8 protein-coding genes are annotated in these 15625 nt (G+C 69.6%); 6 read left to right on the top strand and 2 right to left on the bottom strand.

All coding sequences use genetic code 11. The annotated features are described in order from the left end of the window. Positions 1-174: 174 nt before the first annotated feature. From ACLVWQ_RS21200 to ACLVWQ_RS21185, 4 genes are all read left to right on the top strand, one after another. The gene (locus ACLVWQ_RS21200; protein ID WP_414110613.1) at positions 175-1827 is read left to right on the top strand and encodes a serine/threonine-protein kinase; all 1653 of its coding nucleotides are present in this window, start codon (positions 175-177) and stop codon (positions 1825-1827) included. Continuing rightward, positions 1828-2667 (top strand): N-formylglutamate amidohydrolase, encoded by an 840-nt coding sequence (locus ACLVWQ_RS21195; RefSeq protein WP_414110611.1) that lies wholly within the window; start codon positions 1828-1830, stop codon positions 2665-2667. A 194-nt stretch (positions 2668-2861) separates the two neighbouring features. Continuing rightward, entirely contained in the window at positions 2862-4745 is a 1884-nt protein-coding gene (locus ACLVWQ_RS21190; RefSeq protein WP_414110610.1) for a DNA/RNA helicase domain-containing protein, read from the top strand. Positions 4746-4999: 254 nt separating this feature from the next. Continuing rightward, positions 5000-7141 carry a DNA/RNA helicase domain-containing protein gene (locus ACLVWQ_RS21185; protein ID WP_414110609.1) on the top strand — a complete coding sequence of 714 codons (2142 nt, stop codon included), beginning with the start codon at positions 5000-5002 and terminating at the stop codon, positions 7139-7141. A 79-nt stretch (positions 7142-7220) separates the two neighbouring features. Here ACLVWQ_RS21185 and ACLVWQ_RS21180 read toward each other — a convergent pair whose 3' ends face one another. Beyond that, entirely contained in the window at positions 7221-7349 is a 129-nt protein-coding gene (locus tag ACLVWQ_RS21180) for a DUF6408 family protein (protein ID WP_414110608.1), read from the bottom strand. A gap of 666 nt (positions 7350-8015) precedes the next feature. On the opposite strand from ACLVWQ_RS21180, the gene fusA reads away from it, so the two are divergent. Continuing rightward, positions 8016-10154 (top strand): elongation factor G, encoded by a 2139-nt coding sequence (fusA, locus tag ACLVWQ_RS21175; RefSeq protein WP_414110847.1) that lies wholly within the window; start codon positions 8016-8018, stop codon positions 10152-10154. 78 nt (positions 10155-10232) lie between these two features. Here fusA and ACLVWQ_RS21170 read toward each other — a convergent pair whose 3' ends face one another. Next, entirely contained in the window at positions 10233-13061 is a 2829-nt protein-coding gene (locus tag ACLVWQ_RS21170) for a DUF6493 family protein (protein ID WP_414110606.1), read from the bottom strand. Positions 13062-13598: 537 nt separating this feature from the next. Between ACLVWQ_RS21170 and ACLVWQ_RS21165 the strand changes: the two genes are divergently transcribed. Further along, a complete protein-coding gene (locus tag ACLVWQ_RS21165; protein ID WP_414110846.1) occupies positions 13599-15605 on the top strand; it encodes a bifunctional polysaccharide deacetylase/glycosyltransferase family 2 protein in 2007 nt (668 codons plus the stop codon). The last annotated feature ends 20 nt before the right edge of the window (positions 15606-15625 follow it).

The raw sequence follows: 15625 nt of genomic DNA, 5'->3' as shown, positions 1-15625 counted from the left end.
TCGGGCCCGACGTCCGGGACATCCGGTCCGTCCTTCCTGCCCTGTCGTCCTTGCCCCGCTGCCGTCACTCAGGGCACGACCGGGCGCCGCTCTCCCCGCTATGCTCGCCGGTGTTCGAGTGATGCATGGAACCGGTGGCACGGAAGCCATCGGGAGGGGCGTGAGGCGGGCGTGATGTCCGGCAGTGATGATCAGCAGGGTGCGGCTTACGCGGCACGAGGCGCCGGGCGTCTGATCGCCGGCCGGTACCGGCTGACCGGTCAGCTCGGCAGAGGCGGCATGGGCACGGTCTGGCGGGCGCACGACGAACTGCTCGCGCGGAATGTCGCGGCCAAGGAGCTGCACGTCTTCACCCAGGGCGACGAGGACCACCGCGTGTGGCTGCGCCGTGCCGTGCGGGAGGCGCGCGTGGTGGCCCGGGTGCCGCACCCGCACGTGGTCGGAGTCCACGACCTGGTCGAGTCCGAGGACCGGCTCTGGATCGTCATGGAACTGGTCGACGGCCCCTCACTCGCCCAACTCATCGCACAGTACGGCCCATTGGAGCCGAAGCGGGTCGCCTTGCTGGGATCGCAGGTGCTCAGCGCGCTGGACGCCGTGCACGCCGTGGGAGCCCTGCACCGCGACGTCAAGCCGGCCAACGTCCTGCTGCGCCGCAACGGCAACGCGGTCCTGACCGACTTCGGTATCGCCGTCCTCGACGACGGTGAACTGCACACCAACTCCGGTGAGTTCGCGGGCTCCGCCGAGTACATGGCGCCCGAACGCATCAACGGCGGCGAGGTCGGGCCCGCTTCGGACCTGTGGTCGCTGGCCGCGACCCTCGTGACCGCCGCCACCGGGGTGTCACCGTTCCGCCGGGCGGTGAACGTGGCCACCCTGCACGCCGTGGCCTACGACGAGCCCCACCTGTCACCGCAGTTGGGTCCCCTGCTGCCGGTCGTCGAGGCGCTGCTGCGCAAGGCGCCCGAGGAACGGCTCTCGCTCCCCGACGCGACGACCGCGCTGCGGTACGCCGCCGAGGGAGGCGCGGCGGGCGGCGCGGAGCCAGGCGCGGGTCCCCGGTCGCTGCCGGCGCCCACGGTCCGGGCGGCGCTCCCTTCAGGGGTGTCCCCCGACGCGGAGACCCGGATCCACCAGCACACCCCGTGGGTGGACCAGGCGGCACCCACCTCGCGGTACGACGCCCGGACCGCGTCCGAGCTGATGAGAAGAGACATGGCCCGGCGTGACAGACGGGTCCTGGGATGGGTGGTCTCCTCCGTCGCGCTCCTCGTCGTGGGGACCGGCCTGGGCCTCTTCGTCACCGGGGCCCCGCCCTTCGACGGGACGGCGCAGGCCGACGCGGCGGGGGGCCGCGAGGAGCAGGAGGTCGGGGCCTCCTCGCCGGTCGGAACCCCTCTGCCACCGACACCCGTCGTCAGCGAATCGGTGGTCCAGAGCGCCCAGGGCTGGCAGCAGGCCGGCGACACACCCATCGAGGCCGGCGACACCGTCACCGTCCGCTTCACCTCGGGCCAGTGGACCGTGGACGACCCCGAGATGCCGCTGACCGGACCGAACGGCTACGACGCCGAGACCGACAGGGCGCTGTCATTCGCCGCGGCGGACTGCAAGGTAAATGACTCGGCTCCCTTCGGGGCGCTCCTCGGGCGCGTCACCGAGGGCGGGGAGGGCGAGGAGAGTCACCTCGTGGGCGAGCGGTGGGTCTTCGAGGCGAAGAGCGGCGGCACCCTCGAACTGCGCATCAACGACGCCGACGACGGCTGTATCGGCGACAACGCGGGCGAGCTCTCCGTGACGGTGACCATCACCAAGGGAGCCTGAATGGAGGGCGGTTCGCCGGCGTACCGGGTTGTGCAGGGCGCTCCCGAGTCACCGGTGATCCTGCACGTGCCGCACTCCTCCCGGACCGTCCCCGCGGACGCGCGCAGCACCATCGTGCTCGACGACGCCGCGCTGGAACGGGAGTTGGACCACATCACCGACTCGCACACCGCCAGGATCGCCGCGGAGGCAGCCGACCGGTGCGCCGGGCGACCCTGGCAGTTCGTCAACCGGCTGTCCCGACTGGTCGTCGACCCCGAACGCTTCCCGGACGAGCGGGAGGAGATGCGGGCGGTGGGCATGGGAGCGGTGTACACCCGCACGACGCACGGCGCCCCGCTCCGCCGGCACCACGGCAGAGATACGGGCCTCCCGGGCGCCTCTGTCGAGCACCAGCTCCTCGACCGCTACTTCCACCCGTACGCCGCCGCCATGACCGAAGCGGTGGCACGGCGACTGGACGCCGTCGGCCGGGCCGTGATCATCGACGTGCACTCCTACCCGACCCGGCGGCTGCCCTACGAACTCCACGGAGAGGGGCCCCGGCCACCCGTCTGCCTAGGACACGACGCCTTCCACACCCCGCCGGCCCTGCTGGCCCACGCGGAGCGGGCGTTCGCCGGCTTCGGCGGCACAGGCATCAACAGCCCCTTCGCCGGAACGTACGTCCCGCTGAGGTACTACGGCGACGACCGCCGGGTCGGCGCCCTGATGATCGAGATCCGCCGGGACACCTACATGACCGAACCGGGCGGCCCGGCGGGGCCGGGGCTCGCCCGGGTGGCGGGGGCGTTGGCGGAACTGGTCGACGGGGTGGCTGGCGTGCCGGGGACTGCCTGAACCCGGCAGCGGGACGCACACGGGGCTCGCTCGGCCGCCCCGGCAACGGGTAAGGAAGCCCATCGTGGTTCCGTCCCCGGTACCCTTGATCACATCGTTGTCGCGGCCCGACGGGCTTCCGCTCCATCCCGGTGGAGTATCGAAGGACACGCCCCCACCCGCACGAGTCACTTCGTGCTGCCTGGGGGAAGTCGTTGCTGTTCCGTGGGTCCGCTGAAACGGTCGCCCTCATGGCGCTCGACAATTCGTTGTTCCTGCATCTCACCGAGCAGTTCGTCCACACGCACGGGTATGGTCCCGGTGCGTCCGAGGTCCACTCCTGGGAGCGGAGCATTCCGGCGTTGACCGCTGTCCTGAACGAGGCAGGTCTTGGCGATGTCGAAGTCCTGATCGAGTACGCGTTGCCGCTGAGCAGCAAACGTGCCGACGTCGTGCTCGCGGGCGTGCACCCGGTCACAGGTGACCCGTCGTACGTTGTGGTGGAGTTGAAGCAGTGGAGTCAGGCGGTGCCCGATGAGGAGGACCCGGTTCTCTGCCGGGTCGAGCCGTACACACATCTCGTCCTCAACCCCATCGAGCAGGTACGCCGCTATTGCCAGTACCTCGTCAACTTCAGCGGCGCGGTAGCCGAACACCCGGAGCGCGTCAGCGGAGTGGCATTCCTGCACAATGCACTCGACGCCGGGGTGAGCGGCTTGCGTGAGATCGAACTTGACGACCAGGGCCAGCTGTTCACCGCCCAACGACGAGGAGAGTTCCTCGATCACCTCCGCACCAAACTGAGCGACACGGCTCCGGGAACCCGAGTGGCTGACGAGCTCCTCGGCGGCAGGACGGTGCCGTCCAGGCAGCTGATGTCTGTCGCGGCCCAGGAGGTACGCGACCGCGAGCAGTTCGTCCTGCTGGACGAGCAGCAAGTGGCGTACCGTACGGTGCTGAACGCCGTGCGCAAGGCGAAGCGGTCCGATCACAAGGAAGTTCTGATCGTCACCGGGGGCCCTGGAACGGGCAAGAGCGTCATCGCGCTCTCCCTGCTGGGTGAGTTGTACCGACAGGGCGTTCCGGCCCTGCACGCCACTGGTTCCCAGTCGTTCACCAAGACCATGCGTAAGGTCGCGGGCGCCCGCAAGCGAGAAGTGCAGGATCTCTTCAAGTACTTCAACAGCTTCATGGCCATCGAGAAGAACGCCCTCGACGTCCTGATCTGCGACGAAGCCCACCGCATCCGGGAGACCTCGGCGAACCGTTACACGTCAGCCGTTCACCGCACCGGAAAACCGCAGATAGACGAACTGATCGACGTCGCCCGTGTTCCTGTGTTCCTCCTCGATGAACATCAGGTGGTGCGTCCGGGGGAAATGGGCACGGTTGCCGAGATCGAGGCAGCCGCCGCCCGCAAGGGACTGCGCTGTCATGTCGTTCCGTTGGAGAGCCAGTTCCGCTGCGGTGGCAGCGACGCCTATCTGCGGTGGGTGGTGAGGCTTCTCGGCCTGGAGCCGGGCGGTCCCGTGACCTGGGACCCGGACGACCGCATGCAGCTCTTGGTCGCCGACAGCCCGCAGGAGGTGGAATCCTTCCTGGAGAGTCGCCGTGCTCAGGGCTACGGCGCTCGCATGTCCGCCGGCTACTGCTGGCCCTGGTCCCCGGAGCCGAAGCCCGGACACCCGCTCCCGCTGGATGTCGTCATCGGCGGCTGGGCCCGCCCGTGGAACCTGCGCGGTGAACGTTCCGTCTCGGGTGCACCCCCGTCGGCCTTGTGGGCCACCGACCCGGCGGGTTTCGGACAGATCGGCTGCGTCTACACCGCCCAGGGTTTCGAGTACGACTGGTCCGGTGTCATCCTCGGCCCGGACCTGGTCTGGAGAGGTGATCGCTGGGTCACGGACCGTACGGCGTCCAAGGATCCGGTGTTCAGGAAGGCCACGCCGGACACGGACGTGGACCGGCTGATCCGCAACACCTACAAAGTTCTCCTGACAAGGGGCATGATCGGTACCGTCGTGTACTCGACGGACCCGGAGACCCAGGAGAAGCTGCGGAGCCTGGTCGGTGTGGAGCGGGAAGTGGCCGCAGTGTGACAGTGCGGTTCGCCTGACGGCTCATATGCTGAACGCCACCGTCGATCAGGCATATGAACCTTGAGACGGCGTGGATCGGCGCCGCAACTTTTGCGCCAACTGCTGTGTCCGACCGTGGAAGCCCCGGCCCGGACGTGTCTGCGTGAGCGATCGAACTGCCTATGATCGCTGGTACCGGTTGCGGCCCGACGGGCTTCCCCACGAGGACATGCCCCCACCCGCACGAGTCACTCGTGCCCTGGGGGAACCACCACATGTCCATGCTGCTGCTGAAGTTATCGGCGCAGGATCTGCTCAATCTGAACGCAAGACGGCGCATGGTGCCCCACCTCGCAGCGCGGTGGCGACACTTTCGAGGTGCTGACGCCTCGGACTCGGAGCGCTCCGCCTGGGCGGAGAGCCTCATCGACCTTGCGAACGATCTGGTCGCGGCCGACCGTGGCAACGTGGAGATGATCGTCGAGTGTGCGGCGACGGTCGACGAACCCGAGGACCGCAGCAAGCCCCATCTCATCGACGTGGTGCTCGTCGGCAGACACCCCGAGACAAGACTGCCCTCGTTCCAGTTGGTGGAACTCAAGAGATGGTCCATGGTGACCCGAGTGGAGGCAGCCACCGCTGAACTCGTATGGGTTCCGGGGATGGACAGGAACGGGCCGAAGCGGCACCCAGCCCTTCAACTGCGTGACTGTTTTGAGCTCTTCACCGGGGACAAGGGGCCGCTGAGCGGCGTCACCGTCGAGTGCGGTGGCTTCACCTACCTCCACAACGCGACCGACGAGTCGGTGAAGCCGCTGCTGGACGTGAACGCACCCACGGGGGCCTATGCGCGCACATACACCAACGACAGCCGACACAGACTCCTCACCGACCTGCGGAAACACTTCGCAGAGGACGGTGCCGAGTCAGAGGCCGAGCAGCTCCTGCGCCGCATGAACCTGCGGAACACTCCGTTGCTCGACGCGATGATCCGATCGCAGGGTGAGGACACGGTGTTCACCCTGCGAGGTCAGCAGAAGAAGGTCGCCGAAGATGTCCTGGAGCGAGCCGACTTGGTCCTCGGGGACCCCGAGCGCCCGGGACTTGTCCCGGACGACAGACGAGCGGTGTTCCTCGTGACGGGCGGAGCCGGCACCGGCAAGAGTGCGGTCGGGCTGCAGCTCAAGGCGGATCTGGAAGCAGCCCACCGCACGGTCAAGTACGCCAGTGGAAGCAGGGCGTTCAACGGTGCGATCCAGGAGCATGTGGGGTATGGGGACAAGGAGTTCAAAGAGTCCTTCACCTACTTCAGCAACTTCGTCACACCTCCTGACCCGCCTCTGGACGTCCTGATCTGCGACGAGGCCCACCGCCTGCGCGACCGCACCACCAACCGCTACCTCCCCAAAGAGATGCAGGGCACGAAGCCGCAAGTGGACGAGTTGCTTGACGCTTCCCGCCTCGCTCTGTTCTTCCTCGACGAGAGTCAGTCCGTGCGGCCCAACGAGGTGGGCACGGTCGACTTGATCGAAAAGGCCGCGAAGGACAGGGGTATCGATCCTGTGCGGTACAACCTCCGCGAGCAGTGGCGCTGCGGGGGCAGCGACGCCTACGTGCGGTGGGTGCGTGCCGTGCTCGGCCTCTCGGGCCAGACGCCGGAGCCGTGGACCCCCGACGGGCTGATGCACGTCGAGGTGGCGGAAAGTCCCGCGGAACTCGAACGGATCATCAGTACTGAGGCCCGTTCCGGAGCCTCGGCCCGCATGGTCGCCGGATTCTGCTGGCCTTGGACCAAACCCCTGGGCAAGGAGAAACGGCTGGAGGCCGACGTACGCATCGGCGACTGGCACCGGCCTTGGAACGCGGACAGTTCGAGCTTCTGTGAGGGCGGGACGGTACCTCCCTCCAAGATCTGGTCCGTGCATGAGAACGGGATCAATCAGATCGGCTGCGTCTACACGGCCCAGGGCCTCGAATGGGACTGGTGCGGTGTGATCCTCGGCGAGGACATGGTGCGGAGAGACGGGCAGTGGGTCTTCAAGAAGGGCAAGGCGCGCAAGGACACGGAAGCGGGAGTGAAACGCGTCGCGGTACCGGGTTCGTTCGACTCGAGACTGAACGGGACAAAGCTGAGCGAGGACGACTTCGCCCGGTGTGTGCGACACGCTTATCACGTCCTCATGACGCGAGCGAGCCGCGCGACGGTCCTCTACTCCACGGATGAGGAGACTCAGTCATATCTGCGGGAGGTCGTCGGCGACGTGCACATCCACGGCCTGCGCCCCACCTGGAAGAACCTTCCTCCTGAGGCTCGGCCGCCGCATTCGCCCCGTCCATCGCGAGGGCGAAACCGTTCACGGGCCAGGAAGAAGAAGCAGCAGGAGAAGAATCCCCCCGGGCAAAAGCCCCTCTTCTAGATGTGCTTGACAGCGCTTGCGTGAGCGGCGCGGAAACGGAGAAGAGTGGCGGGCTCACCGGGCCCGCCACTCGCCTGCCTCAGATGAGCAGGCGGGCTGCCGCCGCCAGGCACTCCAACACGAGGTTGGAGATGATTCCGGCGGCGGCGCCGACCAGGATCTCGCGGATCCACGGACGACGCGCAGGCGTGCACTCGACGGGGTTCATGAAGGCCACTCCAGTTGTGAGTTCGGAATGGCAGGGATCGCCCTACCGGGCATCCGCCCTCACCGCAGTGAGGTCCACGTGGTGGCTTCACCATTCGTCACTCACGACCGGCGGACCGGACCGTGAACTCTGCCTTGTACCCTCCGGGAAGGTGCGCAGCGCTCAGAAACTTTATCGCACCGAACGAGGTTCGCGCGGTGACCAAACCCTCCCAGGACGAGTGGTGTCGGACGCCGACCTCCACCGCTGGGTCGCAAACCGGCACTCACCTGCTCGCGGATCGGATTCCGCCGGAAAATAACCCGGTGCCCTGGCTTCACTCGGTTCCCTACACTCACCACACACAGCGTGCCCTGCACCGTCGCAGCACGCTCCGTGACCATTGAGGGGAGCCCGGCCATGCGCTACCGCACCGCCGTCGTCGTTCCCCTGTCGCGGTACGAGGTGATCCTCGTGTCTCCGTGGAGCCGGTGTGTGCTGCGCGGCTCGCACCGGATGCCCGTCACGAATCTCTGAGCTTCCACGTATTGCTGCCATGGCTTCGTACGGGAATCGCGCCGACCCCCATCTGGACCGCTGATCAGCGAGTAATGGTCAGCGAACAGTTCTGAAAGGCCATGGGCCGTGCGTACCGAAACCCAACTCCACCGTCAGGCCGGCCGAGCCGTGCAGGTCGCGAACCCGATCACCGCGGTCCGCAATCTCGGCATTCTCGCCCACGTCGACGCGGGCAAGACCACCGTCACCGAGCGGATCCTGTACGTCACCGGGACCACCCACAAGCGGGGCGAGGTTCATGACGGGACGACCGTCACCGACTTCGACTCGCAGGAGCGTGACCGTGGGATCACCATCTTCGCCGCGGCCGTCAGCTGTGCCTGGGACGAGCATCGGATCAACCTGATCGACACTCCGGGGCACGTCGACTTCTCCGACGAGGTCGTCCGTTCGCTGCGCGTCCTCGACGGGGCGGTCGCGGTGTTCGACGCCGTCGCGGGGGTCGAACCGCAGAGCGAGTCCGTGTGGCGGCAGGCCGACCGGTTCGGTGTGCCGCGGATCGCCTTCGTCAACAAGCTGGACCGGGCCGGGGCCGACCTCGACTCGGCGGTCGCGTCCATCCGGGCACGGCTCCATCCGGCGCCGCTGGTGGTGCAGTTGCCCATCGGCTCCGAGGACGGGTTCCGCGGAGTCGTCGATCTGGTGCGTATGCGGGCGTCGGTCTGGGGCGACGGAGGAGACGGGGTCGTGGAAGGGCCCGTACCCGAAGCCCTGCGGGAAGAGGCCGAGCGGCGTCGGCGGTTGCTGGAGGAGGCCGTCGCGGAACTGCATACCGGCGCGTTGGACGAGTTCTGCGCCCGGCCCGGCCTGTCCGCGACGACCCTCGCGGGTGCGCTGCGCGACCTGACCCGTACCGGTGACGGCGTGGTCGTGCTGTGCGGCTCGGCCTACCGCAACCGGGGCATCGAGCCGTTGCTGGACGCCGTGGTCGCGTACCTGCCCTCGCCGTCGGACGTGCCCGCCGTACGCGGCACGCTCGACGGTACGGACGGTCACGACGGTGCGGAGCAGGAGCGGGCCGCCGATGCGGACGCGCCGTTCGCGGCCCTCGCGTTCAAGGTGAACGCCACCGCCACCGGGCGCCTGACCTACCTGCGCGTGTACTCGGGAACGATCCGGAAGGGAGAAGCCGTGGCCGTGTGCGACACGAGCACGACGCGTACCGAGCGGATCGGCCGGATCCTGCGTGTCCAGGCCGACCGGCACGCCCAGTTGGACCTGGCGGTCGCCGGGGACATCGTCGCCGTCGTCGGGTTGAAGTCCGCCCGCGCGGGGACGACCCTGTGCGCACCGGGTGCTCCACTCGTCCTCGAACCGACGGTCACGGCCGAACCCGTGGTCTCGGTCGCGGTCGAGGCCCGTGCGAGCACGGACACGGACCGGCTGGTCGCGGCGTTGGTCCGACTCGTCGAGGAGGACCCCTCACTCGTCGTCCGGACCGACGACGAGACCGGCCAGACCGTGCTGTCCGGCATGGGCGAACTGCATCTGGAGGTGGCGGTGGAGAAGATCCGCCGCGCCCAGGGTCTCGACGTCCGGGTCGGCCGGCCGAAGGTGGCGTACCGGGAGACCGTCGTACGCGGAGTCGCCGGACTGCTCTACCGGCACGTCAAACAGGACGGCGGGGCAGGGCAGTTCGCCCATGTGGTGCTGGACGTGGAACCGCTGGAGCCGCCGGAGACCCGGGCCGAGGGTGTCGCTCCCGACCATGGGGGCAGCGCGACCGGGTTCGAGTTCCGGTCGGCCGTCGTCGGCGGCCGGGTCCCGCAGGAGTACGTGCGGGCCGTGGAGGCGGGCTGCCGGGACGCGCTGGGCGAAGGTCCGCTCGGCGGCCATCCGGTGACCGGGCTGCGGGTCGTCCTGCGGGACGGGGCGACCCATACGAAGGACTCGTCGGAGATGGCGTTCCGCACCGCCGGACGGCTCGCGCTGCGCGAGGCGCTGCGAGCCGCCGTCATGACACTCCTCGAGCCGGTGGTCGAGGTCACGGTCACCACGCCCGACGAGTCGGTGGGCGGGGTCCTCGGTGACCTGGCGGCACGGCGGGGTCGGGTCACCTGCTCCACGACACGTGCGGGGGCGGCAGTCGTCACCGCCACCGTGCCGCTGGCCGAACTCTTCGGCTACGCCACGCGGTTGCGGAGCCGGACGCAGGGCCGGGGCGTTTTCACCGCCCGGCCCATGGGGTACTCCCCGGCGCCGGGAGAGGCGTCTGACGCGGTGCGTGAGGGGGCATCGGGCCGGTAGTACCCGCACGACGGTCCCGCCCAGTACTCGGGCGGGACCGTCGTCCATGGGCGCATGGGGGCTCTCCGCGAGTGAGCCTCAGCGCAGCGCGTCGCGCAGCAGGCCGGCGTTCTTCACCAGCCGGCTCGATCCCGTACGCGCCGCCGTCGCCGTGACCTCGGGCAGTTCCCCCTTCGCCCCGCAGCGCGACACGCATTCCACGGCCAGGGCGAGCAGTTCGCCCACGCCCCTGACCGGTGTGTCGTGGAGCAGGCCGGGCAGGGCGGACCGGAGCACGGACCACACCGTGGCGTACGCACCTGTCTCGGCTGCGGTGCGCAGTGTGTCGGCCGCTCGGTTCGCGCCGGGCCAGCCGTGGTTCAGTAGCGCCTCCAGCTGCCGGCCGAGCAGGTCGGTGTCCAGTTGGCCGCGCGCGGCCAGGACCAGCAGGGCGTCCACCACTGCGTCGGGGTCCAGCCGCCAGATCAGTCCGAAGGCCGCCGCCAGGTGCACCGAGTAGCCCGCCGGGCCGCCGGACTCCGCGACGCGGGGCAGGACGCTCGGCCAGCCCTTCTGGGACATACGCGGCTCGAAGTAGTCGCGCGCCATCAACTCCTCGCGGTGATGCGGAAGTTGGGCCACCCAGAACGGGCGGATCGGGTCGGCCAGGCCGTTGTTGCCCTCGTACGGGCCGATCAGCGCCGCCGCGACCGGCGGGAACGCGGGATCGATGGCCGCTCCAGGGCGTACGGGCGTCCACCAGCCCTGGGAGGCGGGCTTCGGCGGCTTGCGGTGGGGCCAGCCCGTCGGCTCCGAGTCCTGGTGCGCGAGCCCGCCCTCGCGCAGCCAGTGCGCCAGGCGGCGTCCGGCGTCGGAGGTGAGGGCTTCGGCCGCGCCGATCACCTGTCGGCCCACCTGGTCGTCCGCCGACGGGGTGACGCGCAGCAGGGCCTGGGCCAGGTCCACCGGGGCGGGTGTGACCCCGAGTGCGTCGAGCGCCGTGATCCGCTCCAGCAGCACGGCCGCGTCCAGCGCCCCTGTGGACAGGGTCGGCACGGCCAGCAGGAACGGCTGTGTGCCGGACTCGATGACGGCCATCGCCTCGGCCAGCCGCGCGGCGAGCATCGATCCGGCGAGGGAGTAGCCGCCGCTCGGGCGGATCCCGCTGAGGTGGACGGCCCGGTGCAGCAGGCCGACCCGTGACCTCGGTTCGTCACCCCGCACCGCGCGCGCCACGTCGTAGAGGTCGCCCTGGACCCAGTCGACGGTGCCCTTCGGCTCCTTGCGCATGACCGGCTTCAGCGACTCGGCCAGTGCTCGCCTGTCCAGGTGGGCGTGGCGGACCAGGCCGTCCAGGGCGCGCTCGAACGCCACCACGTCCTGGTCGTCCGCGACGACCGCCGCGACCTCCTCGGCGACCTCGGCGGGCGAGGCGAGGGGGTCCGGCACCGGGCTGGGCTCGGGCACGCGGGGGAGCGTGTCCGCGTACGGCCGCTCGGTGGCGAGCCCCTCCGGTGCTCCGAACAACTCTGCGGCACGCGCCGCCAGTCCGGGGGTCAGCCGCGCGGCGGCCGAACGCAACTCTGCCCGCAGTCCCGACAGTTCCGGCAGTCCCGGCAGTGCCGACTCGTCCGCGGCCTTCAGGTGGCGGCCGATGACCGCGAGGGCGCGCTCCTGCAACGCCATGTCCCGGTGCTCGAAAGCTATGGCCACGTCGGCCAGCGTCCGTGCCGCTCGGGACGGGTCCCGCCGGACTGCCTTGTCCAGCCACATCAGTTGGGCGCGCACCAGCTTCTTCTCGGGGCGGAGCAGGACCCGTTCGCACGCCTCGGTACGTAGGCCGGGCTCCAGCAGTCCCGCCTCGTCCAGCCCGGTCAGGACCTCCTGGGCGTACGTGGCCACCGGCAGCGACCCGTCCAGCAGGGCCACGTACTCCCTCGCCAGTGGTGCGTTCTCGGCCGGCGTGGCGTCCAGGGCCCGCAGGAACGACAGCGACGGGGCGGTCTCCACCCGGGTACCGTCGTCGAGCAGCCGCCCGAGGTGATCCCCGACCAGTGCGGCTCGTTCGGGGGCCACCCCGGCATGTTCGGCCGGGGTGAGCGCGAGCGCCTCCAGGACCGCCCCCGCCTGGGTCGCCCGAGCCCCCTGAACCGGATGAGGTGACTGGGCGGCCATGTCCGCGAAGAGGTTGCGGACCAACTCGGCACGGTCGACGGCTCCTTCGGCGGCGAGGCCGAGCAGCGCCTCCAGGACCCAGGCCGGCCGGTCGAGGACGAAGTGCCCAGGTCTCGCCACGACCACGGGGAGCAGCCGTGGGGCGAGGACGTCCGCCCGCAGCCGCGCCAGAAGGTCGGCGCCGGGTGCTCCGCCCAGCACCCGCGTGGGCCGCTCGCGGTTGTTGGCGCGGTTGAACAGCCAGGCCAGGACGAACTTCTGGGAGGTCGGCAGCGGACAGCCAGTGTCGTGGACCAGGTGTTCGGTGAGCGTGTACACGGTGTCCGAGGACGTCGCGCGGTCGTCGAGCCGCGCGACCAATTCGGCCCGCCAGGCGACGGGGTACAGGTTCAGGACGTCCACCGTCCAGGTGTCCAGCTTGAAGTACCGGTAGCTCAGGAGCCAGGCCGTCGTGGCCTCCGGGGTGACCTGGCACCCCAGTTCGGCGGCGAACAGGGCGGCCTTCTCCTGAGCGGTGAGTCCCTGCCGGGCGACCGCCTCGCGGTGGCCCTTCAACCCGGCGGCACAGGCCTTGCGCCGGGCGGGCGTCAGCGCGCGCAACTCCCGTACGACTCCCGGGACGTCGCCGGCCCGCACACGGGCGATCAGCTTCTTCGTGTCGTCCTCGTCGTCATCGTGATGGGCGCGTCCGCCGTCGGACCCGCCGACAGCGGATGATCGCGAGCGCGTACGGGAGTCGGTGTGTTCGGTCACTCGGACACGCTAAGGCCGAGCGCCGACAGGACGAAGAATGCGTTCAAGTACCAAGCAATAAGCGGGAGTTGGGCGGAGGGCGAGGTGCGGCCGACCTGCTCTCGACGAGGTCCGGCCGGAGGCGGCCTGTGAGACTCGTCGTCCGGCCCGTGCGATCGCAAAGCGGTGGCTAGACTCGCGCCCCATGCGTAACTCAGGCCCCGCCACCCAGTGGCAGCAGACGTTCCCCAACGCATCGGCCGTCGACGCCGGGGGCCGGAGAAGAACGGACCGGGAGATGGTGCGGTCCCTGTCCCAGTCCCACTCCCAGTCCCACTTCCAGTTCCCGTCCTTGTTCTTGTCGCCGTTCCCGTTCCCGTCCCCGTTTCTGTCTTTGGCTCAGCGTGCCTCGGACGAGGGCGACCTGGGCGACCGGGGCGCCGGGGATGACAAGGATGACCGCGACGACAGGGGGGACGACCTTCCGTGAGGGCTCGGCACAAACAGTCCCGCGATCCCCGAGGTCACTGGCTGCTCCTGATACTCGTACTGCCCGCGATGTTCGCGGCCCTCCTCTTCGAGGGCTGGACCAACCACGAGGTCGACGCCGCGGACACCCGCTCCGCCTGCACCTCGCCCGCACCCGACGTCGTCACCCGTGGCGGCCCGGTCATCGGCATCAACCGCGACGGCGTACGGACCGCCTCGATGCCGGCTCGCACCGTCGCGCTCACCTTCGACGGCGGCCCCGACCCCGTCTGGACCCCGCGCCTCCTGGACCTCCTGAAACAGCGTCAGGCCCGCGCGACCTTCTTCCTCCTCGGCTCCCAGGCCGCCCGCCATCCGGACCTCGTGCGACGGATCCGCGCCGAGGGGCACGAGATCGGCTCCAACACCTACACCGGAGCCGTCCTGGGCGAGACGTCCACGGTCCGCTTCGGCGCCGAACTCGAACTGACCCAGAGTGTGTTGGCGGGCACCGCGGATCTGCGTACCAACCTGCTGCGGATGCCGCGGACCACCTCGCCGGACACCCTGTGCGGCCGCGAGTGGACGGCGGCCCGGCGCGCCACCGCACAGGGGTACGTGCTGGTCGCCGCAGACAAGGGGACACGCAAGCCGGCGCAGGGCCTGGTCCGTCAGTTCAGCCAGACGGCGACCGCGTACCGCGAGACGGCAAAGCTCCTCAAGAACCCGGCTGTCGACCGCTTCACCACCGTCTCGGCGGGGCTCCGGCTGGACCCGTACGAGCCGGTCTCGGCCGTCGAGCGGTGGCGCGGCACCGCGCTGATCTGGGCCACCACCCTGGGGCGCGCGTTCTCCGACGCCATGACCTGGATACTCGGCATCGCCGGTGCCCTCGGCGTGCTGCGCCTGATCCTGCTCGTCCTCTTCGCCCGCGCCCATGTCCGCCGGCTCGAACGCTCCCGGCCTGGCGCGCCCTGGCTGCGGGAGGTGACGGAACCGGTCACCGTGCTCGTGCCCGCCTACAACGAGGAGGCCGGGATCGAGGCGACCGTCCGCTCGCTGCTCGCCTCCGACTACCCCCGGCTGCAGATCGTCGTGATCGACGACGGCTCCACGGACCGTACGGCTGAACTCGCCGAAGGAGTCGACGACACGCGGGTCCTGGTGATCCGCAAGCCCAACGGAGGCAAGGCCGCAGCCCTCAACACCGGTCTGGAGTACGCCAGTCACGACATCCTCGTCATGGTGGACGCCGACACCGTCTTCGAGCCCGACGCCATCCACCACCTCGTCCAGCCGCTCGCGCACCCTGCCGTCGGCGCGGTCAGCGGCAACACCAAGGTCGGCAACCGGCGCGGTCTGCTCGCGAAGTGGCAGCACCTGGAGTATTGCTTCGGCTTCAACCTCGACCGCCGGATGTTCGAGGTGCTGGAGTGCATGACCACCGTGCCCGGCGCCATCGGGGCCTTCCGGCGGGACGCGCTGGTGGGGGTCGGCGGGGTCAGCGACGACACCCTCGCCGAGGACACCGACCTCACGATGGCCCTGTGGCGGGCCGGCTGGCGTGTCCTCTACGAGGAGTCCGCCGTCGCCTGGACCGAAGTGCCCACCTCGCTGCGGCAGTTGTGGCGGCAGCGCTACCGCTGGTGCTTCGGCACGATCCAGTCCATGTGGAAGCACCGCGGTGCCGTCCTGGAGACGGGCGTCGCCGGCCGCTTCGGCCGCCGCGGCCTCACCTACCTGGCGCTCTTCCAGGTCGCCCTCCCGCTGCTCGCGCCGGTCATCGACGTCTTCGCGCTGTACGGCGTGCTGTTCCTCGACCCGCTGAGTTCGGCCTCCGTGTGGATCGGCTTCATGGGGATCCAACTGGTCTGCGCCGGGTACGCGTTGAAGCTCGACGGGGAGCGCGTACGGACGCTGTGGTGGATGCCGTTCCAACTCGTCGTCTACCGGCAGCTGATGTACCTGGTCGTCATCCAGTCCGTGGTCGCGGTGCTGCTCGGCAGCCGCCTGAAGTGGCACCGCATGAACCGATCCGGCACGGCCGCTGAACACATCGGTGACCCCGCCACGTATAAGAGCCTGCCCACGAGATGACCCCGTGGCGACTTGTGGCG

The sequence above is a fragment of the Streptomyces sp. CWNU-52B genome, from assembly GCF_047444975.1.
GTDB lineage: Bacteria > Actinomycetota > Actinomycetes > Streptomycetales > Streptomycetaceae > Streptomyces.
This window is presented reverse-complemented; position numbering and strand designations above follow the sequence as displayed.

Bases quoted from the DNA above. Each gene is read 5' to 3' on its own strand.
- ACLVWQ_RS21180 (WP_414110608.1), bottom strand. From the start codon at position 7,349: ATGAACCCCGTCGAGTGCACGCCTGCGCGTCGTCCGTGGATCCGCGAG.
- ACLVWQ_RS21165 (WP_414110846.1), top strand. From the start codon at position 13,599: ATGTTCGCGGCCCTCCTCTTCGAGGGCTGGACCAACCACGAGGTCGAC.
- ACLVWQ_RS21185 (WP_414110609.1), top strand. From the start codon at position 5,000: ATGTCCATGCTGCTGCTGAAGTTATCGGCGCAGGATCTGCTCAATCTG.
- ACLVWQ_RS21200 (WP_414110613.1), top strand. From the start codon at position 175: ATGTCCGGCAGTGATGATCAGCAGGGTGCGGCTTACGCGGCACGAGGC.
- ACLVWQ_RS21195 (WP_414110611.1), top strand. From the start codon at position 1,828: ATGGAGGGCGGTTCGCCGGCGTACCGGGTTGTGCAGGGCGCTCCCGAG.